Source organism: Pyrinomonas sp. (assembly GCF_040289685.1).
Classification (GTDB): Bacteria; Acidobacteriota; Blastocatellia; order Pyrinomonadales; family Pyrinomonadaceae; genus Pyrinomonas.
Genome location: NZ_PSLQ01000024.1, coordinates 9,807 through 33,465, shown reverse-complemented (window position 1 = coordinate 33,465; position 23,659 = coordinate 9,807). Strand labels below are relative to the sequence as shown.

17 protein-coding genes and 1 tRNA gene are annotated in these 23,659 nt (G+C 60.6%); 8 read left to right on the top strand and 10 right to left on the bottom strand.

What is annotated here, in order from left to right; genetic code table 11:
* Nucleotides 1–284: 284 nt before the first annotated feature.
* The 7 genes from atpB to C4334_RS07195 all read right to left on the bottom strand — a co-directional run bounded on the left by atpB (nucleotide 285) and on the right by C4334_RS07195 (nucleotide 7,708).
* Nucleotides 285–1,208: a F0F1 ATP synthase subunit A gene (gene atpB, locus C4334_RS07225; RefSeq protein ID WP_352431411.1), complete on the bottom strand. Its 924-nt coding sequence runs from the start codon at nucleotides 1,206–1,208 to the stop codon at nucleotides 285–287.
* Nucleotides 1,205–1,630, bottom strand: a complete 426-nt coding sequence (locus C4334_RS07220; protein ID WP_352431410.1) for an ATP synthase subunit I — start codon at nucleotides 1,628–1,630, stop codon at nucleotides 1,205–1,207. The genes atpB and C4334_RS07220 overlap by 4 nt, the downstream gene beginning before the upstream one ends.
* 226 nt (nucleotides 1,631–1,856) lie before the next feature.
* Entirely contained in the window at nucleotides 1,857–2,069 is a 213-nt protein-coding gene (locus C4334_RS07215) for an AtpZ/AtpI family protein (protein WP_352431409.1), read from the bottom strand.
* A 191-nt stretch (nucleotides 2,070–2,260) separates the two neighbouring features.
* Nucleotides 2,261–3,571: a glycosyltransferase family 2 protein gene (locus C4334_RS07210; protein WP_352431408.1), complete on the bottom strand. Its 1,311-nt coding sequence runs from the start codon at nucleotides 3,569–3,571 to the stop codon at nucleotides 2,261–2,263.
* A 136-nt stretch (nucleotides 3,572–3,707) separates the two neighbouring features.
* Nucleotides 3,708–6,212: a type I DNA topoisomerase gene (topA, locus tag C4334_RS07205; protein WP_352431407.1), complete on the bottom strand. Its 2,505-nt coding sequence runs from the start codon at nucleotides 6,210–6,212 to the stop codon at nucleotides 3,708–3,710.
* 174 nt (nucleotides 6,213–6,386) lie between these two features.
* On the bottom strand, nucleotides 6,387–7,514 hold the full coding sequence (gene dprA / locus C4334_RS07200; protein ID WP_352431406.1) for a DNA-processing protein DprA: 1,128 nt from the start codon (nucleotides 7,512–7,514) through the stop codon (nucleotides 6,387–6,389).
* A gap of 92 nt (nucleotides 7,515–7,606) precedes the next feature.
* A tRNA-Sec gene (locus tag C4334_RS07195) sits at nucleotides 7,607–7,708 on the bottom strand.
* Between the two features lie 290 nt (nucleotides 7,709–7,998).
* Between C4334_RS07195 and C4334_RS07190 the strand changes: the two genes are divergently transcribed.
* The 7 genes from C4334_RS07190 (at nucleotide 7,999) to C4334_RS07160 (ending at nucleotide 14,992) form a co-directional block, all read left to right on the top strand.
* Nucleotides 7,999–8,829 carry an enoyl-CoA hydratase/isomerase family protein gene (locus tag C4334_RS07190; RefSeq protein ID WP_352431405.1) on the top strand — a complete coding sequence of 277 codons (831 nt, stop codon included), beginning with the start codon at nucleotides 7,999–8,001 and terminating at the stop codon, nucleotides 8,827–8,829.
* A gap of 199 nt (nucleotides 8,830–9,028) precedes the next feature.
* Nucleotides 9,029–9,817 carry an enoyl-CoA hydratase/isomerase family protein gene (locus C4334_RS07185; RefSeq protein ID WP_352431404.1) on the top strand — a complete coding sequence of 263 codons (789 nt, stop codon included), beginning with the start codon at nucleotides 9,029–9,031 and terminating at the stop codon, nucleotides 9,815–9,817.
* Between the two features lie 33 nt (nucleotides 9,818–9,850).
* The gene (locus C4334_RS07180) at nucleotides 9,851–10,846 is read left to right on the top strand and encodes an acyl-CoA dehydrogenase family protein (protein WP_352431403.1); all 996 of its coding nucleotides are present in this window, start codon (nucleotides 9,851–9,853) and stop codon (nucleotides 10,844–10,846) included.
* Nucleotides 10,847–11,049: 203 nt separating this feature from the next.
* Nucleotides 11,050–12,234, top strand: coding sequence for an aminotransferase class V-fold PLP-dependent enzyme (locus tag C4334_RS07175; RefSeq protein ID WP_352431402.1), 1,185 nt, complete (start codon nucleotides 11,050–11,052; stop codon nucleotides 12,232–12,234).
* Between the two features lie 28 nt (nucleotides 12,235–12,262).
* Complete coding sequence (locus C4334_RS07170) at nucleotides 12,263–13,216, top strand: tryptophan 2,3-dioxygenase (RefSeq protein ID WP_352431401.1); 954 nt, start codon at nucleotides 12,263–12,265, stop codon at nucleotides 13,214–13,216.
* A gap of 93 nt (nucleotides 13,217–13,309) precedes the next feature.
* Nucleotides 13,310–13,720: an acyl-CoA thioesterase gene (locus tag C4334_RS07165; RefSeq protein WP_352431400.1), complete on the top strand. Its 411-nt coding sequence runs from the start codon at nucleotides 13,310–13,312 to the stop codon at nucleotides 13,718–13,720.
* Between the two features lie 591 nt (nucleotides 13,721–14,311).
* Nucleotides 14,312–14,992 carry a PEP-CTERM sorting domain-containing protein gene (locus C4334_RS07160; protein WP_352431399.1) on the top strand — a complete coding sequence of 227 codons (681 nt, stop codon included), beginning with the start codon at nucleotides 14,312–14,314 and terminating at the stop codon, nucleotides 14,990–14,992.
* A 225-nt stretch (nucleotides 14,993–15,217) separates the two neighbouring features.
* On the opposite strand, the gene C4334_RS07155 is transcribed toward C4334_RS07160, so the two are convergent.
* The 3 genes from C4334_RS07155 to C4334_RS07145 form a co-directional block, all read right to left on the bottom strand.
* Nucleotides 15,218–16,582, bottom strand: coding sequence for a sigma-54-dependent transcriptional regulator (locus C4334_RS07155; RefSeq protein ID WP_352431398.1), 1,365 nt, complete (start codon nucleotides 16,580–16,582; stop codon nucleotides 15,218–15,220).
* Between the two features lie 165 nt (nucleotides 16,583–16,747).
* On the bottom strand, nucleotides 16,748–18,775 hold the full coding sequence (locus C4334_RS07150; RefSeq protein WP_352431397.1) for an ATP-binding response regulator: 2,028 nt from the start codon (nucleotides 18,773–18,775) through the stop codon (nucleotides 16,748–16,750).
* A 174-nt stretch (nucleotides 18,776–18,949) separates the two neighbouring features.
* Nucleotides 18,950–20,848 carry a diguanylate cyclase gene (locus tag C4334_RS07145; protein WP_352431396.1) on the bottom strand — a complete coding sequence of 633 codons (1,899 nt, stop codon included), beginning with the start codon at nucleotides 20,846–20,848 and terminating at the stop codon, nucleotides 18,950–18,952.
* 751 nt (nucleotides 20,849–21,599) lie between these two features.
* On the opposite strand from C4334_RS07145, the gene C4334_RS07140 reads away from it, so the two are divergent.
* Entirely contained in the window at nucleotides 21,600–23,609 is a 2,010-nt protein-coding gene (locus C4334_RS07140) for a prolyl oligopeptidase family serine peptidase (protein ID WP_352431395.1), read from the top strand.
* Nucleotides 23,610–23,659: the final 50 nt, after the last annotated feature.

Here is a 23,659-nt window from a genome sequence, read left to right as displayed (position 1 = left end):
GCTCCGTTCCGATCGACGTGCGCGCCGAGCGGTTGAATCATGCCTTGCGCTCCAACGTGCGCGGCCCCGACCGGCACGCGCCGCTCGAAGCGCGCTCAGAAAGCCGGAATATGAATACGAAGAGTTGCTGGTTTCAATTGAGAGAACTCCTCGCGGACTAAACTCGGTTATTTCGCCCGCTCGCCTCGATCCTTGATGATCTCGCAAAAACCCGCTCCGGGCCATCTTGACCTTCGCCATCATGCTGCCCACCGAGCAGGGAGTTCGCGCCGTCAAACGGCCTTTCAATGCCCCCCACCAGCCTCCAGCGAGTTCGGCAGCGTGATGATGCCGCCCGGCTCCTCTTTGTGCTCTTCATGCGGCGCGTGCGTCACCTCGCTGATGTAAATGATCGAAAGCAGCACGAAGATGAACGTCTGCACGAAAGCGACGAACGCAGTTAACGGATAGAGTATGACCGAGAGAAGATAAGTGATCGGCGGCCAGATATTGGCGATGTTGACGGCGATCTGTTCGTCGCCGAACATGTTGCCGAAAAGACGCACGCTTAACGACAACGGACGCACCAAGTTGCTGATGATCTCGATGGGAAAAAGCAGCGGCGCGAGCAGCAACATCGGGCCAGCGAAATGGCTGAAATGGCCGAACAACCCGTTTTCGCTGATGCCGACGTAGTTGTAATAGATGAACGATGAAAGGCCGAGCGCGAACGTGACCGACATGGAGGCCGTCGGCGGCATCAGACCGGGGATGAGCGCCATCAAATTCGAGATCAAGATCAGCACGGCAAAGGTCGCGATCACGGGGAAGTATTTCATGCCGTGCGCTCCGACATTGTCGAGCAACAGGTTGCGAATGCTCGCAATGCCCATCTCCAGCACCTGCTGCTTCGCATCTGGTTCCTCCACCGACAGGCGCCGACGCAGGAAGAAGACCGCCGCCAAACAGAGCAAGCAAGCGATGACGAACATCACCGTGTACCACGGCACGGCGTTCTCCGGCGTGTAGGGGCCAAAAACGTTCTCCGCCGAAGTGCCGAAATTAGCCAGCAGGCGGTCCCATAGCGGTTTCGTATATGCGACTTGAAAATGATGGACCGGCTCGCCGATGTAGCGATTGACGAGTTCGACGATGGCCGGAGCGTGATGTGCTGTTTCTTGGGTCGCTTCGCCCTTTGCGCTCTCTTCAGCCAGCAACCAAAACATCATCGATGAGACCTCTTGGGAATGAATGCGCGATACAGTTGAAACGCCGCCTCGATGAGCGTCGCCACAGCGAAAGCGCACAACCCGCCGACGATCGCTGCGGGCGAGGCAACATTGAGCCAACTGGCGACGACCAGAGCCGCAACCGTGACGACGTAACGCAACGCGTAGAGCGATGCGCGCTTCTTCCACCCTCTTCGCCGCTTGCCGAAGACGGCGGCGACCGAAGCCCTCATCCAGTGGAAATTAAGCAGTGCGAGCGCGCCGCCTAAGGCCAATCCAGCGGTGACGCGCCAAGGCGCCAACATTGCGCTCAGCGAAGCGGCGATGACGACGACTATCGCCGTCGAGCGAAACAGCCGTCGCAGGACGCGCTCCGGTTTCTCTTCCAGCGAGCCGCTACCACTGCGCGTCGTTTCGCTCATCGAACAAACAGGCCATTTTACACGCCGAAGGCGCTTCTGTCGAGCCGCAGCGACGAAAGCCAAAAGCGTGCCTTCGAGCTGCGCGCGGTTCTTCGTTGCCGAAAAAACGCGGGGCAGCGCATGATCGATTCGTGCACGCGCCTTTCGGGCTGGGCAAGACCAAGCCAGCAAACTTTTGGAAGGGGCAGCGCGTGATCGCAAGAAGAGCGCGCCGACGCTGCTGACATCAAAGCTTGATCGTAACGCGGACGAACTCATACAGACCGATGGCTGAGCCGAGCACCAGTCCGATCACGGCGAGCCAAGGGCTCGTGCCGAGCCAACGGTCCAGCAACCATCCCAGACCGAGAAACGAAATTACGGAGAAAAAGATCGATAGTCCGGCAGCGTATGCGATGCCGCTCCTGCGCGTCGCGTCCTTGTCATCGTTTTTCGCCATATCGTCGCACTCAAATCTTCTCGCTCCACCGATTGCGCGTCAAGTAGTTTTTCGGCAGATTCCACAACAACGCGCGGCGCGAGTGGCACATGGAATGAAGCAGACGCGCGTGCACCAGCAAGCGCGACCGCCATCGATCCGGCGCGCCTCGCACGACCGACTCCTCCGAAGCGCTTTCGTACCCGATTCGATCAACCTTCGTTTAGCGCGGACCTGTTGATGATGACAGTTTCCGCAGGCGATTTCAATTCGTATTCGATGCCGCGCCAGACCAGACGGCGCGACCAAGCGGCGCAGATCGCGTTTGCGAGAAAGAGGGCTGAAGTCAACGGCCAGAGCAGCAGGTGAGACCACACGCTTCGCCTAGAGAAGCGCACGCCAGCCATTCGCGCCGCATGCAAGCGAAGCCATGCCTTGGCTGCGCCCAACGCGAAGATGACGACATTCGCCATCAAGATGGCGATGAAAGAAGCGCCGCGCACAGCGCGCACGGCAGCGAAGACGCCACCGCCGAAAAAGACGGTCACGAAGAGCAGATTGCCGACGAGCGCTAATCGCCACAGGTGCGGCGCGTAAACGCGCGTGATCTTCATCTGCCGCGTGGTGAACTCCAGCAATTCTCGCCACGAGCAATCTTCGTACGATGGTACGAGGCAGGCGGGAACGAAGCGTATGCCCAATCCGGCCTCGTGCAACGCGCGCGTCATGGCGAAATCGTCCGATGCAGCGCCTTGCCAGTGCGCTGCGACTTTCGCGCGGGCGAAAGTCGCACGTCGGATGGCCATCGAGCCGCCCCAGCAGAAATTTCGTCGGACGTTTGCGCCAAGGGCCGACGCGACCGAAGCGTTCCAGACGGCGCGCAGCTCCGAAGCGAAGTTTCCTCGCACGGGCACAAACCAGCGATAACCGGTGGTTGCGCCCGTAGCTTGGTCGGCAAGCGGCGCAACGAGCGCGCGTAACCAGTTCGCGTGCGGACGCGCGTCCGTATCGACGAAGACGAAGACCTCGCTTCTCGGATCCGCTTCTTTCACCGCGGCGAGAAGATTGTGCACTTTCTGCCCACAGCTAGCAGCCGGTCCAGCGATGATGATGCGCGCGCGGCGCACCGATGATGGGCGCGGTGACCGCGTGCGCTTTGCGCCCGCGCGGCGATTGCGTCCCGCAAGGCGCGCTTGAAGCGCCTGCCCGTCCGTCGTGAATGAACGGATCGATTCGCGCGCCACAGTCAGCGCTTCATCGTGCGCATCGTCCGCGACGAAGATCAATTCGTAGCGAGGATAGTTCTGCCGAAAGAGCGCCCCGAGGTTATCGCCCAACCCGTGGTCCAGCCCGCGACACGGCACGATGACGGAAGCAAAGGGCGCGTGATCTCCGCTTGCGCGCTTCATCTCGCGCCGCACGTAGGCGAGGAAACGCTTGCCGCCGATGAGCGACATGACGCCCTGCCAAATGACAACAGCGGCGAGAGAGTAGAAGATCGGCATGATCCAAGCTTCGGTCATAAGACCGCATTCGCCGCGGATGAAAGAAAGACGTTCAACTGAAGACCTAGTCGAACGCCGCTATGCTCCCGATACGATGCGACGCTGGTCCGGCAAAGAGCGCCGCGGGCCGATCGGCTCTCGCTGGCGCGGGCACTCAACGTGAGACGAGAGCCGCTTCTCGATCGGTTTCCGGCACTCCTTGCGCAACGTCTGCTGCGGCCCGATAGTCGCAATCTTCGCGCGCGCAGCGTCGCACCGTTCCTTCTTTCTTGGTCGTCTTTTCAAGCAAAAAGGGCGCGCCGCATTTCGGGCAGGGTTCGGGCACGGGCTTGTCCCAAAAGACGATTGAACAAGCTGGATATTCCGAGCAGCCGTAAAAGACCTTGCCTCGCTTGGAGCGCTTGACCACGATCTCGCCGCGACATCCGGCGCGCGGACAAGCGACGCCCGTCGTCTCGCGCTTGACGTACTTGCAACTCGGGTAATTCGAGCAAGCGATGAACTGTCCGTAAGGGCCTTGACGCAGGACGAGCGGTGCGCCGTCAACCGGACACCGCTCCTCGAGCGGCACCGGGGCTGGTGCGACGGCACCCGTTTTGCTGATCTTGCGGATGTTGCGACACTCCGGGTACCCCGTGCAACCGAGAAAAGGCCCGTAACGACCGCGCTTGAGCGTCATCGGACGTCCGCACAATTCGCACTTTTCATCTTCGACGATCTCGCTCTCTTCGCCCTCTTCACCCGCGCGCGCGATCTCGCGCGTCGTGCGACATTCGGGATAGTTCGAGCAGGCGAGGAACTGACCGAAGCGGCCTAGCTTGATGACCATCGGCGCGCCGCATTTCTCGCAGACCTCATCGGTCGGGATCGCCTGCCGTTTGGCCTGCTTCATCTGTTTTTCGGCGCGTTGCAAGTCGCGTTCGAACTTGCTGTAGAACTCGCGCAAGGCTTCAGTCCAACGCCGCTTGCCCTCCTCGATCTCGTCCAGTTCTTCTTCCATGCGCGCCGTGTAGGATTCATTGAACAGGTCGTCGAAGTTCGCGACGAGAAGGTCGTTGACCGTCACGCCGAGCGGCGTCGGATGAAAACGGCCATCGATCTTCTCGACGTAATCGCGCTCTTGAATCGTAGACATGATCGTCGCATAGGTCGAAGGGCGCCCGATGCCTTTCTCTTCAAGCGCTTTGACCAAGGTCGCTTCCGTGTAGCGCGGCGGCGGTTCGGTCCAGTGCTGTTCGGGCGTGAGCGAGTTCAGCTTCAGCTCCTCGCCGCGCTCGACGCGCGGCAGGGCGCGCGTCGACTCTTCATCTTCGTCCGGCTTCTCGTCGCGCCCTTCTTCGTACACGCGCAAGAAGCCGTCGAACTTCTGAACCGAGCCGGTCGCACGGAACAGAAAGCGCCCGGCTTCGATCTCGATGGTCGTCTGGTCGTATACCGCCGGCGTCATCTGCGAGGCGACGAAGCGCTGCCAAATCAAGCGGTAGAGCTTCAGTTCATCGCGGCTCAAAAATTTCGCCACCGATTCCGGCGTGCGCGCAACCTCGGTCGGACGAATCGCCTCGTGCGCGTCCTGCGCGTCCTTTTTCGATCGATAGTAGTTCGGCTTGTCCGGCAGGTACTCTTTGCCGTACTGCGCGCCGATCAAGACGCGCACCTCTTGCAGAGCAGCTTCGGAGACGCGCGTCGAGTCGGTGCGCATGTATGTGATCAGACCGACCGAGCCCTCTTCGCCGAGCTCAACGCCTTCGTAAAGGCGCTGCGCAATCTGCATCGTCTTTTTGACCGAGAAACCGAGCTTGCGCGAAGCCTCTTGTTGAAGCTTCGAGGTCGTAAACGGCGGTACGGGATTACGCCGGCGCTCTTTGGTCGAGACGTCGGCGACGATGAACCGCTCTCGCTCAGCCTCGGCGACGAGCGCATGCGCTTGCGCTTCATCTGCGATGTGCAGTTCGTTCTTCTTCGCCTCCCGATCGAAGCCGCTCGTCTTGACGGTCTTGTCATCGACTTTGACGAGTCGCGCGTCGAACGGCGGCGGGAGCTTGGCGGCGAGATTGGCCGTGATGGTCCAGTACTCGGTTTTGACGAAGTTTTCGATCTCGCGTTCGCGCTCGACGATCATGCGCAAAGCGACCGATTGCACGCGACCAGCGCTCAACCGTCCACCGATGGTGCGACACAACAGCGGTGAGACTTTGTAACCGACCAGACGATCGAGCACGCGCCGCGCTTGTTGCGCATCGACGAGGTTCTGATCGATCTTCGTCGGATGACGAAAAGCTTCTTCGACGGCGCGTTTGGTGATCTCGTTGAAGCGCACGCGGTAGTAGTTTTTGCGCGGTCGCTTCGGCACGATCTCTTCGGCTAAGTGCTGGCAAATGGCTTCGCCCTCGCGGTCTGGGTCAGCAGCCAAATAGATCGCTTCCGAATCCTTGGCCGCTTGTTTCAATTCGGCGATGATCTTCTTGTTGTTCCGTTTCTTCGAGTCCGGGATGATCTCGTAGGTCGGTTTGAAATCGTGCTCGACGTCAACGCCGAGCCCTTTGGTCGGCAAATCTTTGATATGGCCGAGCGAGGCCATGACGCGAAAATCGCGCCCCAAGTATTTACCGATCGTCTTGGCTTTAGCCGGAGATTCAACGATGACTAAATTCTTCGCCATAGAACTTTCGTCGGATCTAAAGTTTCAACAAGCCAAACCGTTCAGAAATCCTCTCTCGCTATTTCGCAGCTTGGAGTTAGATGCAGCAAGCGCGGTCTTCAATGCCTCGCGAAACCACGCGCCTCTTTTGGCAGGCGACAACTCAAAGCGTGCTTTTTTCATAGCGGGTGCCGATTACAACTTTCTCACGAAACATTTACCGGGAAGTTGCCTGACCAGTTCGCGCAGCTCCAGATTGAACAGCGCGGCGTTCAGGGCGGAAAAATCGAGCTTGCTCGTTTGCGCCAAGACATCAATGTGCACGGGATCGTCGGGCGAAAGCAACGCGAGCACGGCGCGTTCGGCGTCATCGAGATCATCCGGCGCAAGCGCAAGCTGTGCGTCGCGGCGCCGCTTCTTTCTGCTTCCCGCGGGGGGCAACAATTGGCTTGCGATTTCTGGCGGAAGTTCGCTCGCCACGTCCTGCCAACTCTGAACCAACTTCGCTCCCGCGCTTTTGATCAAATAGTTCGCGCCGAACGAGTTGCGCGATGTGATGTTGCCCGGAACGGCGAACACCTCGCGCCCTTGTTCGAGCGCCAACCGCGCCGTGATCAAAGAGCCGCTGTTTTCCGCCGCTTCCACGATGAGCACGCCCAAACTCAAACCGCTGATGATCCTGTTACGATACGGAAAGTTCTGCCCGACGGGCGGCGTGCCGAGCGGAAACTCGGACACAAGGCAACCGCCTTTATTCAAGATCTCTTCGACGAGCTTCCGGTGTTCACGCGGATAAACATCGTCTATTCCGGTGCCGAGAACGGCCACCGTCCGTCCATTGGCTTCGAGCGCACCGCGGTGCGCAGCGGCATCGATGCCGCGCGCCAATCCCGATACGATGACTACGCCACGCTCGGCCAGTTCGCGCGTCAACATCGTCGCGGCGTTCTGACCGTAAGTCGAGCAACGACGCGATCCGACCACGGCAATGGCCGGTCCCGCCAAACACTCGCGCCACGCACCGCGAACGTAGAGGACGAGCGGCGGATCATAAATCTCACGGAGCAGCGCCGGGTACGCGCCATCGTCGAGCACGAGGATGTCGCCGCCCAGCGCGCGCACGTGCCCGGCTTCTAACTCCGCTCGTTGGTGCTGATCGCGCGCGACGATGCTGGCGATCGTCTCTTCTGGCAGACGCAAGCGCTCGAGTTCGCTTCGCGGCGCATCGAACACGGCGCTTGCCGCGCCGAAGTGTTCGAGCAATCGCGCGGCGATGCGCGGGCCGACGCCGGGCGTCATGTTGAGCGCGATCCAATCACGCATAGCACCTGCTTTGCTAGATTTCGCTGAGCAGACGCGACGGCAGCACACGCTCTTTGCCAGTTCCGCTGACGCGCCTGCTGCTGAAACCTTGTTGGCGGAGGCGTGTAGGAATCGAACCTACCCGAGCCTGCTTCCAACGCAAGCTCGCCGACGGTTTTGAAGACCGCGCCGTTCACCAGAACGGATGCGCCTCCGGCAAATGGTAGAAGCTACGCGCCGCCAATGCCGCCTGTCAAGTTCGTTCAGGCACCATGGCTTTTCGGCTTCAATCCCGCGTTTTCAGCATCGGCGAAGAGGAACAAAGGCGAGTGGCCCGTTGTCGTACACGTCAATTCCGCGCTTTAGTGTCGGCGTCGAGCTGTGCGGACAAGCGGCGAAGCTTGAGCGAAAAACGATTTTCTGTCATGATCCTTCGGCAAAGTTCCAACGCTGCACTCTTTTTCGATCCTTTTGCAGAGAGACTTAAATTTCAAGGAGTGAGGATATGGCAGAAGCGAAAGTTCAAGGGACAGCCGAAGAGCGCGGACAACTGGTCCGGTACCGCGTGCAAGACGGCATCGCACTGCTCACGCTCAACGATCCACCGGCCAACACTTACACATACGAAATGATGCAAGAACTCGATCGTGCCATCCTTGATGCGCGCATGGACGATGGGGTTCACGTCATCGTCGTCACCGGCCATGGCGACAAATTCTTTTCGGCGGGTGCCAACATCCGCATGCTGGCGGAGGTAACGCCGAGCTTCAAATATTTCTTCTGTCTCCACGCCAACGAAACGCTCTCGCGTTTGGAGCAAACGCCCAAACTCGTCATCGCAGCGCTCAACGGCCACACCGTTGGCGGCGGCTTGGAGATCGCCATGGCAGCCGACATCCGCATTGCGCGCAAAGGCGCAGGCAAACTCGGTTTGCCTGAGATCTCGCTCGGCGTGCTCCCCGGCACGGGCGGCACGCAGAGATTAGCGCGACTGGTGGGCAAATCGCGCGCCATCGAGTTGATGACCACGGGCGAGCTCTTCGACTTCGAGCGTGGGCTTGAACTCGGCATCATCAACCACATCTTCGAAGCCGAGAACAACGAGAAGTTCATGGAGCAGGTCATGGATTACGCGCGACAGTTCACGCCGCCGAACAAAGCCGCGCGCGCCGTCGGGCGCATCAAGCGCAGCGTGCAATCGGGTGCAGAGATCCCGTTCGAGTACGCTTTGGCTCTGGAGCGTGAACTGCAACAGCAGCTCTTCATGAGCGAAGATGCCAAAGAGGGCTTGACCGCCTACGTTGAAAAGCGCAAACCCCAATTCAAAGGTCAATGAGAAAGAGGGCCGGAACGCAAGTTGCGCATCAGGCGGTTTGAGCCGCTTGACGTGCAGAAGTCAACGGAGAAGGCTCGGGCGGAAAAGCGGGAGCGACCAAATCTGGCAACCGAACTGCGCCTGACCTTCGCCCGAGCCGAAAATTCCGAACCAACGGCGGAACCGCTCGGGCCCGCCGTTCATCATCTTTGTCAACGCCATGTTCGAACACATCAGAATCTCTTGCGAATCGGGCGTCGTAACCGTGACGCTCGATCGGCCCGAACGGCTGAACGCCTTCGCCGGGCACATGCGGCGCGATCTAGCGGAGATCTTGGAGCGCGCTGGAAGCGACCCGCGCGTACGCGTCGTCGTCATCACCGGAGCGGGCAAGGCGTTTTGCGCTGGGGGCGACGTCGAGGCGATGGCCGAGCTGATGGAACGCCGCGACACGGAAGAGTTCGCGCGCTTGCTCGGCGCTGGGCGACGCGTCGTCGCGGCAATCAGGCAGATGCCGAAGCCGGTGATCGCTTCCATCCCCGGTCCAGCCGCCGGCGCCGGATGCAATCTCGCGCTCGCCTGTGATATACGTCTGGCCGCTCGTTCGGCCACTTTCGCGCAATCGTTCGTCCGCCTCGGCTTGCACCCGGATTGGGGTGGGACCTATTTTTTGCCGCGCATCGTGCCGCCCAACATCGCTTGCGAAATGTTCTTTCTCGGTGATCCGGTCGGAGCCGAAGAGGCTTGGCGGCTTGGCTTGGTCAACCGTGTCGTCGCGGACGAAGAGTTAGAGGCGGAGACGCGACGCTGGGCCGAAAGGTTGCGCGCCGCGCCGCCAGCGGTGATCGCAGCAGCCAAGCATGCCGTTTATGCAAGCGATCACGCCTCGTTGGAGCAGATGATGCAGTACGAACTCGAAGCCCAACTGCGCTGTTTTCAAACGCAGGACGCGCGCGAAGGAGTGCGCGCCTTTCTGGAACGGCGCCAACCGCGCTTCACCGGCCATTGATGCGCCGCTTTGTGCGAACGCACGACCGGAGCGATGAGCTTTCAGTTTCCGGAGACGTTTAGCGAAGATCACGAACGGTTAGCGCGTAGCCTTGCGCGTTTTGTCGCCGCCGAGATCGAACCGCACGCGGCCGACATGACGGAATGTCGTGACGTAGCGCGGCTGCTGGCGCAAGCCGATCTGCTCCGCTACGCCGTCGCACTGCCGATGCCGCCGCTTGACGTGCGCGCTCTGTGCATCGTGCGCGAAGCGCTGGCGCGCTCATCGCCGCTTGCCGATTACGTCTTCACGACCCAAGGGATGGCTTGCTATCCGCTCGCGCTCGCCGCGCCGGACCACATACGCGACTTCTGGCTGTCGCGCGTCACCTCGGGGCGGGCTGTGGCGGCCATCTCGTGGCCACGAGGGATGACGCCCAACGCAAGCCGAGTCGACGACGTTTACTTGTTGCGCGGCACGGCACCTTTCACGTTGAACGCGGGCCTCGCCGATTTCTACCTCATCTTTGCGCGCGACGAGCAAGAGGCGCTGCTGAGTTTGGTCATCGGCGCACGCATGGTCGGCTTGGTGATCGCCAAGAACCAACAGATGGAAGCTGGTTACCCCGTAGCCGATATCGAATTTGATGGGCTGCGCGCGCCGGTCGAAGAGATGATCGGAGAACCGGGCGATGGCGAACGGTTGTTGCTCGCAACGGCAAACGCTTTCCGCTTGAGTCACGCGGCGGCGGCCTGCGGCATGGCGCAGCGCGCGCTCGCCGAGGCAACGGCATGCGGCCTGCGCGGAGAACGCGCAGGGAGATTAGAAGCGGAACTGCGCGCCGCACGCCTTCTGCTCTATGAAGCCGCGCAACGGCGCGACACGAAACCGGAAGAGGCCGCGCTGGACCAATACGCGACGGATTTCGTTATCGAGATCGCTCATCGCGTCATGGTCGAAGCGACCGCTGCCGACATCGGCTCGCTTGCCGCATCGCACGTCATCGCGAGGCTGCGGCGCGGACTCTTCGCCCTGCGCTTGCTGATGTAACGCGCGCTCTCAAAACCGCGCCACATGCATTGTGGATCGCGAGCGATTCGTGATTCTGGCTTGCGCTAGTGGTTTCTTTGCAAACGCGCCGCTCGTCCAAAAGAGAGCCGGGGAGATTCCCGCCAAACGGCCTGTTCGCCGCCCCGTTTTTGGTGTAAAGTCGAAGCGAGCCGCCTTGCGAAACCGCGACGGAGTTGAAATCCATGGACGACCTTCTTCACTGGCGAAGCGAGTTCCCTATTCTCGAACGCACGGTCTATCTCGTCTCGCACAGCCTCGGCGCGATGCCGCGCGCAACGCGCGACCGCTTGCAAGAATACGCGGAGATATGGGCGACGCGCGGCGTGCGTGCGTGGGCCGAAGGGTGGTGGGAGATGGCGCGCACGGTGGGCGACGAAGTCGGACGGATCATCGGCGCTCCGCCCGGCACGGTGGTCATGCATCAGAACGTATCGGTCTGCCAATCGATCATCCTCTCCTGCTTTGAGCCGCAGGGCCGCCGCAACAAGATCGTCTATTCGGAACTCGAATTCCCGTCGGTGATGTACGTCTACGAAGCTCACGCGCGCACGGGACGATTTCGCGTCGTGCGCGTCCCGTCAACTGATGGCATCACCGTGCCGCTCGAGCGGATGCTCGCGGCAATCGACGAAGAGACGTTGCTCGTTCCCATTTCGCACGTCCTCTTCAAAAGCTCTTTTCTTCAAGACGCGCGCGCCATCACGCGCCGCGCCCACGAAGTGGGCGCCATCGTCGTGCTCGACACGTATCAATCTGCCGGATCCGTCCCGTTCAGCGTCGAAGAACTCGATGTCGATTTCGCCACGGGCGGCTCGGTCAAATGGTTGTGCGGCGGGCCGGGCGCGGCCTACCTCTACGTTCACCCGCGCTGGCACGGGTTGGAACCCAAGGTTACGGGCTGGATGGCGCATGCCGAACCCTTCGCTTTCGAACCGCCGCCGATGCGCTACGCTCGCGGCATCGAACGGTTTCTTCACGGCTCGCCATCCATTCCGGCCCTCTACGCAGCGCGCACGGGATATGAGATCATCAATCAGATCGGCGTCGCCGCCATTCGCAAGAAGAGCGAACGCCAGACGGAGCTGCTGATCCGTTTGGCCGAAGAGGCCGGATTTCGCCTCAACACGCCGCGCCGCCGCGAAGAACGTGGCGGCACCGTCACCATCGACGTCGAACACGGCGCCGCGGTCACGCGCGAACTCATTCGCCGCGAAATCCTCGTCGATTACAGACCGGGGGCCGGCATTCGCCTCTCGCCCCACTTCTACACCAAAGACGAAGAACTGGAGATCGCCGTTCGCGAGATCCGACGCATCTTGGAAACGCGCGCTTACGCTCAAGAAGACGCCACCAGCGCGGCTTTTTAGGCGCGCAACCAGAAAGCAGGCACGAACCATGAAAGATTCAAGCGGCAAAGACGAAAAGCGAGTGGACCAGCGGAACAGCGCCGGAAAAATGAATGCAAGGCGGCAACCGCGCGCCGAGTACGGTCACGATGCCCCCCTTTCGTACAACAAATATCTGCGCGTGCCCGATCTCATCCAACTTCAGATCTGTCTTTCCGAACCGGCGCACCATGATGAACTGCTTTTTATCACCGTTCATCAAACCTATGAGCTGTGGTTCAAGCAGATCCTACATGAACTGGACGCCGCCGCGCGGCAGATCGAGGAGGATCGGCTTTTCGCCGCTGTGCGCGCGTTGCGACGCATCATCGAAATCGAAAAGATCCTGCTCGCGCAGCTTCACGTGCTCGAAACGATGACGCCGTTCGGCTTCCTCGAGTTCCGCGACCGCCTGAAGCCGGCCAGCGGCTTTCAATCCACGCAGTTCCGCGAAATAGAGTTCACTTCGGGACTCAAAGACGAAGGGCTGCTTGCCTGCTTTGAAGAAGACGAGTTCGCGCTCGCACGGCTGCGCGCGCGGCTCGAAGCCCCTACGCTCGGCGAACTCTTCTTCGCGCTTCTGCGTCGTCGCGGATTCGATGCGCCGCCGGATGATCCGACTCTCGATGAGACGGCGCGTCGGCAAAGATACCGGCGCCGCGTGCAAGCTGTGGTCGAACTCCTCACGCACCATGAACGACTCCCGGCTGAGTTCATGCTGGCCGAGAGTTTGATCGAACACGACGAGCAATTTCAACTCTGGCGCGCGCATCACGTCCGCATGGTCGAGCGCATGGTCGGGACCAAACGCGGCACGGGAGGCTCCGAAGGAGTCAACTATTTGCGCACGACGCTGGACCAGAAGTTCTTTCCCGAGCTGTGGGAAGCGCGCACGCACCTGACGCTCGATCACGCGGAAGGGAGTTGCCCGTTTCACTCGACCGCTGAACGGCGCAACGCTTGATGCCGCTTCGCGCGGAAAAGCTTTTCCGACAATGAACAGTCGCGCTGGTTCGTGCAGGCGAATCAAACCACACATCATCCGAACCAACGGCCCATGACCTTTTCGACGGAGATAGAGATTCGGTTCGGCGACGTTGATCCGGCGGGAATCGTCTATTCGCCCGTGATCTTCCACTACCTTCACGTCGCGCTCGAAGAGTTCTTCGCCGCGCGCTGCGGCACGAGCTACGCCGACTTCGTCCAACGCGAGCGCCTCGGTCTTCCGAGCGTCAACGTGCGCGCCGAATTCTTGCGTCCGCTCGTCTATGGGGACCGCGCACGTGTGCGGGTCCGCGTCGCGCGTCTTGGCCGTTCGTCGCTCGCGCTCGCCTACACGATCGAGCGCGGGAGCGACGAACAGACGGCGGTGCACGCCGAAGTGGTGCACGTCTGCATGGATCTGGATGCGCGGCGCGCCGTTCCGATTCCGGACCGCTACCGCTCTGCGCTCGAAAAAGGGCCTTGAAACCGGCCGCAACGGTTGCGCGAGAGATCATAAACCGACGCGCAAGTCCTGCCCGCGAAAAAGGGTTTTGAAAGCGATCGCCACTTTGGCGAGAAGCGCGATTCGTCCCGACCCCCGCCCGCGAAAAAGAGCTTCGAAAGCGATTGCCACCGCGATTCGAGGCGCGGTCGACTCTTCACGCCAACGCCATCGGCCACACGACGAAGCGTGTTTCGCCGCCGATTTTCCGGCGAGCACGGCGCATTGGTCCGGCTCACACCCGAAGGTCGGCGCAACGTAATGGAGCGCGTTTTGCCGCCGATTTTTGGAAAGCGCTCTCGATTGCGACTTTCTCCTCGTGTTGAAGAGGGAAGGAAACTCAGGGCAAGGAGCCTCTTTGCTCGCAGCGATGGCCTTTTGCGCCCTCGCTCCTCCATCGAGGCGAAGGACTTCCCTGAAAAGCAGATTCCAGCAACTAGCGCGAGGCTTGCCAATGGCCTGAGCGGACAAGTCGCGCATGATGAGGACGTGCCGTCTTTGCGCTCTCGAGGCCGTCGGGCCAGCGCGTTCTAAAACCCGAAAAGAGATCAAGAAGAATGGAGGATCAAGACTGTGAAGTTCGTGAGTCTTTCTCTACTCGTCCCGACCTTGATGCTTCTCATTGCGGGCACAGTTTCGGCAGATACACTGAGTTTTGCTCCCACCCCGGCTGATCTAGAGGATCTGGACCACCACTACGTCTATACTTGGCGCATCGACAACGTGAACTTGAACGGGCAGGTGGTCACGAGCGCGACGTTGCGCATCAACAACATACGCAATTGGGACAACAACCCCAACATGCTCTTCATCTACCTTTTGGACACGGCCAAAGGGAGCGGCGTTCGTTCCTTCGTTGATGATCCGAGCTTTAGCGCGCCAGTCATGGATATCACCGATGATTTCGCCAACGCGCGCTACCACAGCAATAGCAACTGGCTGCTCGCTTCCGGCACGGGCATGACCAAACTCACTCAACAGTCTTTCCTGAAAGACTACGACCCGAACGTCCCCGGCGACCAAGGGACGAACTTCGTCTACGTTTTCACCGCGGCGCAGTTGCAAGCGTTGCAGAATTACATCCTTAACGGAAACGATTTCGCCCTCGGTTTCGATCCCGACTGCCACTACTTCAACGACGGCATCAGCCTGACGATTGAAACGCGCCCCGTGCCCGAACCGACGACGCTGGCTCTATTGGGAAGCGGGCTTGCCGGTTTGTATCTGCGTCGTCGTCGCCGGCGGACGAACTGAAATTCGAAGAAAGAGGAAGCGAAGGATCGTTCGGTTCGGTCCTTCGCGTCACCATTTTCATTCTCGTCTGCGCTGAAGCCAACCCCGCCGCGCGCTGCATGACGACGTCACGTTTCGCTTCTCATCCGCGCCGAAACTGCGGTGCGGGCATGGTAAGCGCGCGCAAAGGACCGTGATCTTTTCCGCTCTCCTGGTGCGGGTCAAACGCGATGACGAACAACGGACTCAGATGCGGCGCAGAAGCTTGTAGTCGCGCAAACGACGGTAGAGCGTCGAGGGCGAAATGCCGAGAAGCTCTGCCGCCTTGCCGCGATGCCAACCGGTCCGTTCGAGCGCGGCGAGTATTTGCTGACGCTCCACTTCATGAAGCGGGGCTGGCGTCACCGGCGTCGGCGGCAGAGATTTAACCGGCGCTCTTTTCGCTGCGCCCATCACTTCTGGCGGCAGGTCTTTCACGGTGATGCGTCCGTCGCTGGCGAGAATGAGCGCCCGTTCCAAGCAGTTGCGTAGCTGACGGACGTTGCCGGGCCAGTGGTAACTCTTCAGCGCTTCGAGCGCTTCATCAGTGAGCAGCGGCGGGTTCGGCCCGCCCAACTGTTTGAGCAAGTGGCGCGCAATCGGTTCGATGTCCTCACGCCGCTCGCGCAGCGGGGGCAAGTGAATCTCGAAGCCGTTGATGCGATAGAGCAGATCGGCACGGAAGCACCCATCGCGCACCACCGCCTCAAGGTCGCGATTGGTCGCCGCAACGATGCGCACATCAACCTGCACCTTGCGCACACCGCCGACGCGATAAAACGAGCGCGTCTCGATGGCGCGCAGCAGCTTCGACTGCAGTTGCGACGGAAGCTCCGTCACCTCATCGAGAAACAGCGTGCCGCCATCGGCCAGTTCGAACAAACCCAGTTTGCGGCCTTTGGCACCGGAGAAAGCTCCGGCCTCGTAGCCGAACAGCTCCGATTCGATCAATTCGGACGGCAACGCAGCGCAGTTCAGATCGACGAACGAACCTTCGCGGCGCGGACTCAAGCGATGTATTTCGTGCGCGATGAGTTCCTTGCCCGTTCCCGATTCGCCCGTGATCAGGACGGAGACGTCCGATTGCGCGACTCGTTCGACGAGGCGCAGACATTCACGCATCGCTTCCGAAGCGTGGATGATCTGCGGAGCTTCCGTCTGGCGGGCCAGTTGCGCGCGCAATCGCTGATTATCCACGCGCAGGTGGCGCTTTTCGGCCGCTTGTCTGACGAGCGCATCCAATTCGACGATGCGGTAAGGTTTTGTTAGGTAGTCGTAAGCGCCGAGCTTCATCGCTTCAACGGCCGTTTCCACCGTCGCGTAGCCGGTCAACATGATGACTTCCGGCGGATTGGGCCGTTCACGCACGCGGCGCAGAAGTTCCATGCCGTTCATGCGCGGCATGTTGATGTCGCACAAGAGCACGTCGAACGCTTCTTCTTCAAGCGCCTTGAGCGCCGCTTCGCCATCAGGTGCGGTGCGCACTTCGTGTCCCATTCGTTCGAGTTCTTTCTGCAAGACGAGGCGCAGATTCACTTCATCTTCCGCTACGAGCAATCGAGCCTTTTGCATAACTGTTCGAGACCGTCGGTTCGGATGATTTCGGGGGCAGGCTGCCGAAGCTTGGTCCGAAGCGGCGCTTCGTAACCGGGCCTCGGCAGTTTACCACAAAATCTTTCGACGCAGCAGTTCTTTTGCGATGAGAAGGGCGAAGAGAAGAAGCGCGCAAGGCAGAGATCAAGTTTCGACGAGCGCGGGCAGGCTGATCGTAAAGGTCGTCCCTTTGCCGACGCTCGACGCGACGTTGATGCGACCACCATGATCGGTGACGATGCCGTAACAGACGGCCAGACCCAGACCGGTGCCCCGCCCGACCTCTTTGGTCGTGAAGAACGGATCGAAGATCTTCGGCAGCGCCTCTGGCGGAATGCCGATGCCGGTGTCGCTCACTTCGATGATGACCTGCCCCTGCTCGTGGCGGGCCGACAAGCGTAACGTGCCGCCCTCGGGCATGGCATCGACGGCGTTGGTGGCAAGCGCGATGATCGCCTGCTGCAACTGCCCTTGATCAGCGGAGACTTGCGGCAACCCCTCCTGCGTCTCGACGCGAATATCTATGCGCGCATTGTGCTGTTGATGCGCCACTAGACGAGCCGCCGAGGCGATGATGGAAGCGACTGAGACGGGAGTGCGCTCGCCCGGGCGCGCGCGACTGAAATCCAACAGGCCGTTGGTGATCGCCTTGCAACGAAATGCCTCGCTTCGAATCAAGCCGAGGTACTCACGCAGATCCTCGACGCCCTTTGTGTCGCCGAAGGTGCCTTCGGCGACGCGCGCTTCGAGCGCCTCGGCGCAAGCCGAGATCGTCGCCAGCGGGTTGTTTATTTCATGGACCACCCCAGCGGCCAGACGACCGACGGCGGCCAGCTTTTCAGCGCGCGCAACAGCACGGCTCGCTTCGATGCGCGCAGTGACGTCCTCGCCGATAGCGATGACGTGCGAAATCTCTTCGCCTTCGACGCGCATCGGGATCTTGCTGACCAGCCAGTGACGTTTGGCCCCGTCGGGCGAAACGGTCTCTTGCTCGACGCGGATGATCTCGCCGGTTTCGAAGACGCGCTTGAACTCGCGCGCCAAAACTTCGCGAGGTTGTTTGGTCAATACCTCGAAGATGGTCTTCCCCAACGCCTCTTGGCGCGGAACGCCTTGTCCGCCTAGCTCGCGCGTCCGATTCCACGCGACGATCCGCAGATCGCGGTCCACGACATAGAGCGAAACGGGCAAGTTGTCGATGATGGCCTCGGTGAAACGGCGCTGCGCTTCGATCTCGGCGGTTCGAGCAGCAACTTCTTTCGCTAGATCAGCCGAAGAGCGTCGCGCTGCCGCGTAGAGCGTGGCGATATGTAGTGCCAGCGCGGCGAATTGCGCGGCGGCCTCAGCAAGACGCGCTTCGCTTTCGTTGAAGTCCGTGGCGCGATCAAAGGCGACGATGAGCGCGCCCGACGTTCGGCTGCCGAAACGCAGTGGCGTGACGTATTCGACCGCGTGCGCATCGTCGCGCAGGAGAAAGCGTCGCTTGTCCGCGAGGCGCAGCGGGGCCGTCGGCTGGCGTGCGAGCCAACGACGCAGTCGGTCCAGACGCAGCAGCGCTTCACCGCCAGCGGCACCTTCGCGGTCAAAGACGCAAGCCGTTTCGCCTTCCGGCCCAGCCGCGAACGCGGCGCACAGATTGGCGCTGGTGCCCTCGTAGGTTGCGCCCGCAACGCGGCGGATGACCTGTTCCGGCTCCAACGCGCAAAGCAGACCTCGCCCCAAGTCGGCGAGAAAGCTCAGCTCTCGATTGGTGCCGACCAGCGCTTGTTCGCGCCGCGCAGCTTCCAAATGGGCGGCGGCGCGCGAAACCAGCTCGCGCGCGGCAACCGGTTCGACGAGGTAATCGCTCGCTCCAGCAGCAAAGGCAGCTACTTTTTGTTCTTCGCTATCGCCTTCGGCCAAGATGATGATCGGCGTGCGTCGGGCCATGCTTTGCGCTCGCAACAAACGGCAGAGCGCTAGGCCGTCAACGCCTCGAAGCTCCGCCGCGAGGATGATCAGATCGCAAACCTCTTGATGAAAAACCTGCAATGCAGAAGGCGCATCCGTTGCCGTGACCACGCGGTAGCCGCTGCTTTCGAGCGCGCATTGCAGACGATGGCGCAAGCCCGCCGACTCATCGACGACGAGCACGGTGGCGCGTTCGTTGCGGCGGCCCGTCCCGTTTGCCATGCTTCCCTTCGCTCGCTATCGAGGCGCTTGTGCGCCTGAAGCTCACCAGCGCTGAAGAGACTGGCTAATTCGGATTGAAAGCGAAGCAACCGCCGCGTGTCAAGCCCCTTGTTCGCCTTCTTTCTCCCCCTTTGTCAAGGACGCCCTCATGTTCCAGCGCTCGCCTCAGCGATCTCAATTCACCGCCGAAGAAGCGAGCGAACCGCCCGATTCCCCCTTGAGACGTGCGCGCATACGCTTGCGCGCGAACTTCGCCGTGTACATCTCTTGGTCGGCGGCGACCAGAAGCTCGTCGAGCGTTTCGCCGTCGAGACCGAAACTTGCGGCGCCAATGCTCACACCGACGCGCGCGTGTTCGTTGCCACGCACGTGGAACGAAAAGTCGTGGATCGTTCGCTCGATACGCTGTCGCAGGTCGTCAACCTGCTCCGCCGTCAGATCGTGGACCAGCGCGACGAACTCATCGCCAGCGTAACGGGCCAAAAAATCGTAATCGCGCAATTGCATTTGCAGCCGACAAGCGATCTCGCGTAACAACTGATCGCCGACTTTGTGCCCGAAAGTATCGTTGACTTTTTTGAAATCGTCGAGATCGAGCATGATGAGTTGAAAGGGGCGTCCAGTGCGGCGCGTGCGCGCGGCCTCCTCTTCAAAGCGCATCTGTAAGGCGCGCGTGTTCGGTAATCCCGTGAGCGCATCGGTGAGCGCGTGCGATTCGGCCATCGCATGATGCAGGGCGTTGGCGAGCGCGTCCGAAGCGAGGCGCGCTACCGTATCGAGCAAGCGACGGTGGTCTTCCGTGTAACGATTCGGCTCCACGGCATAGATGGCCAGCGCGCCGAGCAGTCGTTCCTCTTTGCAAAGAGGCAAGACCATGGCCGAGCGATAGACGTCGTCCGAATCGAGTCCCAATCCGGCGAAATCGATCATCGGATCCAACTCGGAGACGGCGATCCTATTGGCCAACACGAACCCGATGATGCCTTCGCCCGGCGCTACGCACCGCCCCATGATGGCTGAGGCGTTGCGTCCAACCGCATGCATCGCGCGCGCGTAGTTGCATGCGTCGTCATAGACGTAAACGACGCATGTGTCAAACGGAACGATGTGACCTACCTTGTCGGCGATAATGGCAGCGGTGTCTTCAACGCGCAAAGAGGACCCGAAAGAACTGGCGATTTCGTAAAGGGCATAGACTTCGCGGTGCGCGCGCCGTATCTCGATGAGCGCCGAGGGCGCGTGGGAGACGTGTTCGTTTCGCGTGCCGACGCCGAGTCCGTGCCCCTCGATTTCGGCTTCAAAACGCGGCAGATTTTCGAGGAAGACCTCGACGACGCGCGGATCGAAATAGACACCTGAGTACCGTTGCAAAAAGTCGCAGGCTTCGCGGCGCGACTTGCCGGGTCGGTATGGCCGATCTTCACGAAGCGCATCGAAGCAATCGACCACGGCGAGGATGCGCGCCGTGATCGGGATCTGCTCGCCGCGCAATCCGTCCGGATATCCGGTTCCGTTCCAACGCTCGTGATGATGGCGAATCACGGGCACGACCGGATACGGGAAGCTTATGCTTTCGAGAAGCTGCGCGCCGATGATGGTGTGCACTTTCATCTTCTCGAACTCGGCGACGGTCAGGTCCCCTGGCTTGTTCAGGATGTGATCGGGCACGGCGAGTTTTCCGATGTCGTGCAACAACGCGCCGGCGCGCAGCGCTTCGATCTCTTGGTCGCTCAACCCGAGCGCGCGTCCCGTGCCGGCAGCGTAGATCTGTACGCGTCGCACGTGATGATGCGTCATCTGGTCTTTGGCATCGATGGCGGCGGCGAGCGATTCGAGCGTCGCAAGGTATAGCTCTTCGAGCAAGGCGGCGCGTTGCGCTGCTTTTTCGAACCGCTCGCAACAGAACCTGTAGGCCGTATAGGTCACGCCGAAGATCGCAACGGCAAGCGCCGCGTGTGCGCCATCGAAGCGCACGGTAAAGCCATCGCTCAACATAGCGACAACGACAACCAAGCCGATCGAAATGGCTGCTGCAAGCAACCATGAGACGGAACGAACGCGCAGTCGTTCCATCCTTCCGCTCGCGGCAGAGCGCTGTTTCGCGCTCCGGTCTTTTTGTGAGGTACTCTTCATCATCTCTGCTCAAGGGGCGAACAGAATCGGTCCAAGGGCCGCGAGGGATCGAAAAAGTCAGTCGCCGAGAGCGCGGCGCGGGGCAATGCGCTCCTTCGCCCTCGGCGACGGACGGGGCAAGCGGCAGGCTCATCGAACAAACGGGACTCTCGGCCTGCGCGGACAGGGTGAGCACAGCGGATCTCGAAGATGTCGCGTCGCGCGTCTTCGATCATGATCTGTCAAATCCGTGCGGCTGGTCCGGCCCCCGTGCGGTGGGTCCGTGAGCTTCGCAGTGGAAGCTGCCAGCCGCGCCTCTTCGTTAAACAAGCCCCGTGCCAGCCGCACGCCAACGCCGCGCCTCGCTCTTAATTGATTTGAAACGTTGAGTTTAGCGCTGTGGTGAAGGCTCACGTCACGACGCGCTTCGCACGCCAGCGTGCAAAATGATCGGTCAAAAAGCGATGACAGGTCAGAACGATGCGAAGGGTTCGCGCAGCGTCGGGCGGCAGTGATGTGCCACACAGATCCCTTGGCTCGAAGCGAAACGGAGAGAGTCTACCTTTCGGCCAAGCAGAACTTTTCGCGGGCGGAGACCATCCCGCAAGCGACGCGCAGGATTCGCAAATCGGCGCGCTTCGCATTATGATTGGGGCGCTCCGCAGTGAGCGACGTCGCGCTTTGCCAACGCCCAAAACCTGAGGATGTGAAGATGAAAAAGAGCATACTCTGCGTCCCGTTGACGCTCGTCCTTGTGTGCACGATGACCGCGTGGGCGCAAAAGGATCGTCTGACGCTCGATCTATTTCTCGATTGGGAGTACGTCGCCGCACCACAACTTTCGCCCGACGGACGACAGATCATCTACACGCGACGCTGGACCGACAAGATCAACGACAAGTACGAAGATGAGATCTGGATCATGAACGTCGATGGGAGTCGCCATCGGTTTCTCGTCAAAGGATCGCAACCACAATGGTCGCCCGACGGAACGCGCATCGCCTACGTCGCGCCGGGGCAGCCTGCGGGTGCACAGATCTTCGTTCGTTGGATGGACACTGGCGACACAACGCAACTGACGCGCCTTGAACGTCCGCCCTCCAATCTTCGCTGGTCACCCGACGGCAAGCGAATAGCCTTCAACATGCTCGTCCCGGCGAGCAACGCTTTCAACGTCAAGCTGCCGTCCAAACCGAATGGCGCCAAGTGGATCGATCCGCCGCGTGTCGTCGATCGTTTGAACTACCGCGCCGATGGTGCCGGTTATCGTCCCGAAGGTTTCATGCACATCTTCGTCGTTTCGGCTGAAGGCGGCACGCCACGCCAAGTGACCGATGGCGACTACAATCACGGCGCGCCTGAATGGATGCCCGATGCCGAAACGCTCGTCTTCAGCGGCGTGCGCAAGCCCGATGCTGAGTACTTGCGTAATGGCACCGAGATCTACAAGCTCTCGCTGCGCACGCGCGAGATTCGCCCGCTCACCGATCGCGATGGACCAGACGTCGAACCGACCGTCTCGCCCGATGGGCGTTTGATCGCCTACACGGGCTACGATCAAACTGATGATACTTACACGGTCTCGAAGCTCTACTTGATGAACGCCGATGGCGGAAACAAGCGCGTCTTGACGCCCGATTTCGATCGCTCGCCCGATGATCTGCACTGGGCGGCGGATGGAAGCGGCGTCTACTTTACGACTGAGGATCGCGGAACGAATAACTTGTGGTTCGTCTCTATCAACGGCGGCGCGCCGCGCCAAGTCACGCGAGGCAATCACCAATTGGTCGTGACTTCCATGGCCAAAGACGGTACGGCCGTGGGCGTGCTCGCAGGGCCGCAACAACCGGGCGATGTCGTCATCTTCAACGTTCAGCGTCCGGAGATTCGTCGCTTGACGGCGGTCAACGACGACCTGCTCGAAGGGCGTAAGCTCGGCGAGGTCGAAGAGATCTGGTACGATTCGGTCGGCGGCTTCAGGATTCAAGGCTGGATCGTCAAACCGCCCGACTTCGACCCGAGCAAGAAGTACCCGCTCATCCTCTACATTCACGGTGGGCCGCACGCGATGTATGGCGTCGGATTTAACTTCGAGTTTCAAAACCACGCCGCCGAGGGTTATGTCGTGCTCTACACCAACCCGCGCGGTTCGACCGGTTACGGACAGACGTTCGGCAACGCCATCAAGAACAACTACCCTGGCGAAGACTACGTCGATCTGATGCGCGGCGTCGATGAGGTCATCAAGCGCGGCTACATCGATGAACGCAACCTGTTCGTCTGCGGTGGTTCTGGCGGCGGCGTGTTGACGACTTGGATCGTCGGTCACACGGATCGTTTCGCCGCGGCGGTGGCGATGAAGCCGGTGGTCAACTGGTACAGCTTCGTCGGCACGACGGATGGTTCGTCTTGGTACTACAACTTCAAGAAGCTCCCGTGGGAAGATCCGCAAGAGCACCTGCGCCGTTCGCCGCTCGCATACGTTGGGAACGTGCGCACACCAACCATGTTGCTGACGGGCGAACTCGATCTTCGCACGCCCATGGAGCAGACCGAACAATATTACCGCGCTCTCAAGATGCGCAAAGTCGAGACGGTGATGGTACGCTTGAACGACGAGTATCACGGTTTCAACGCACCGCTCGGACCGCGCCACCCGTCCAACAGATTGTGGCAAATACTCTACTTGCGCGGATGGTTCGAGAAGCACCGAAAAAGATAGGGCGATGGCGTCACCACGCTTGCTGAAGATAGGCGTCATGGGATCGGCAG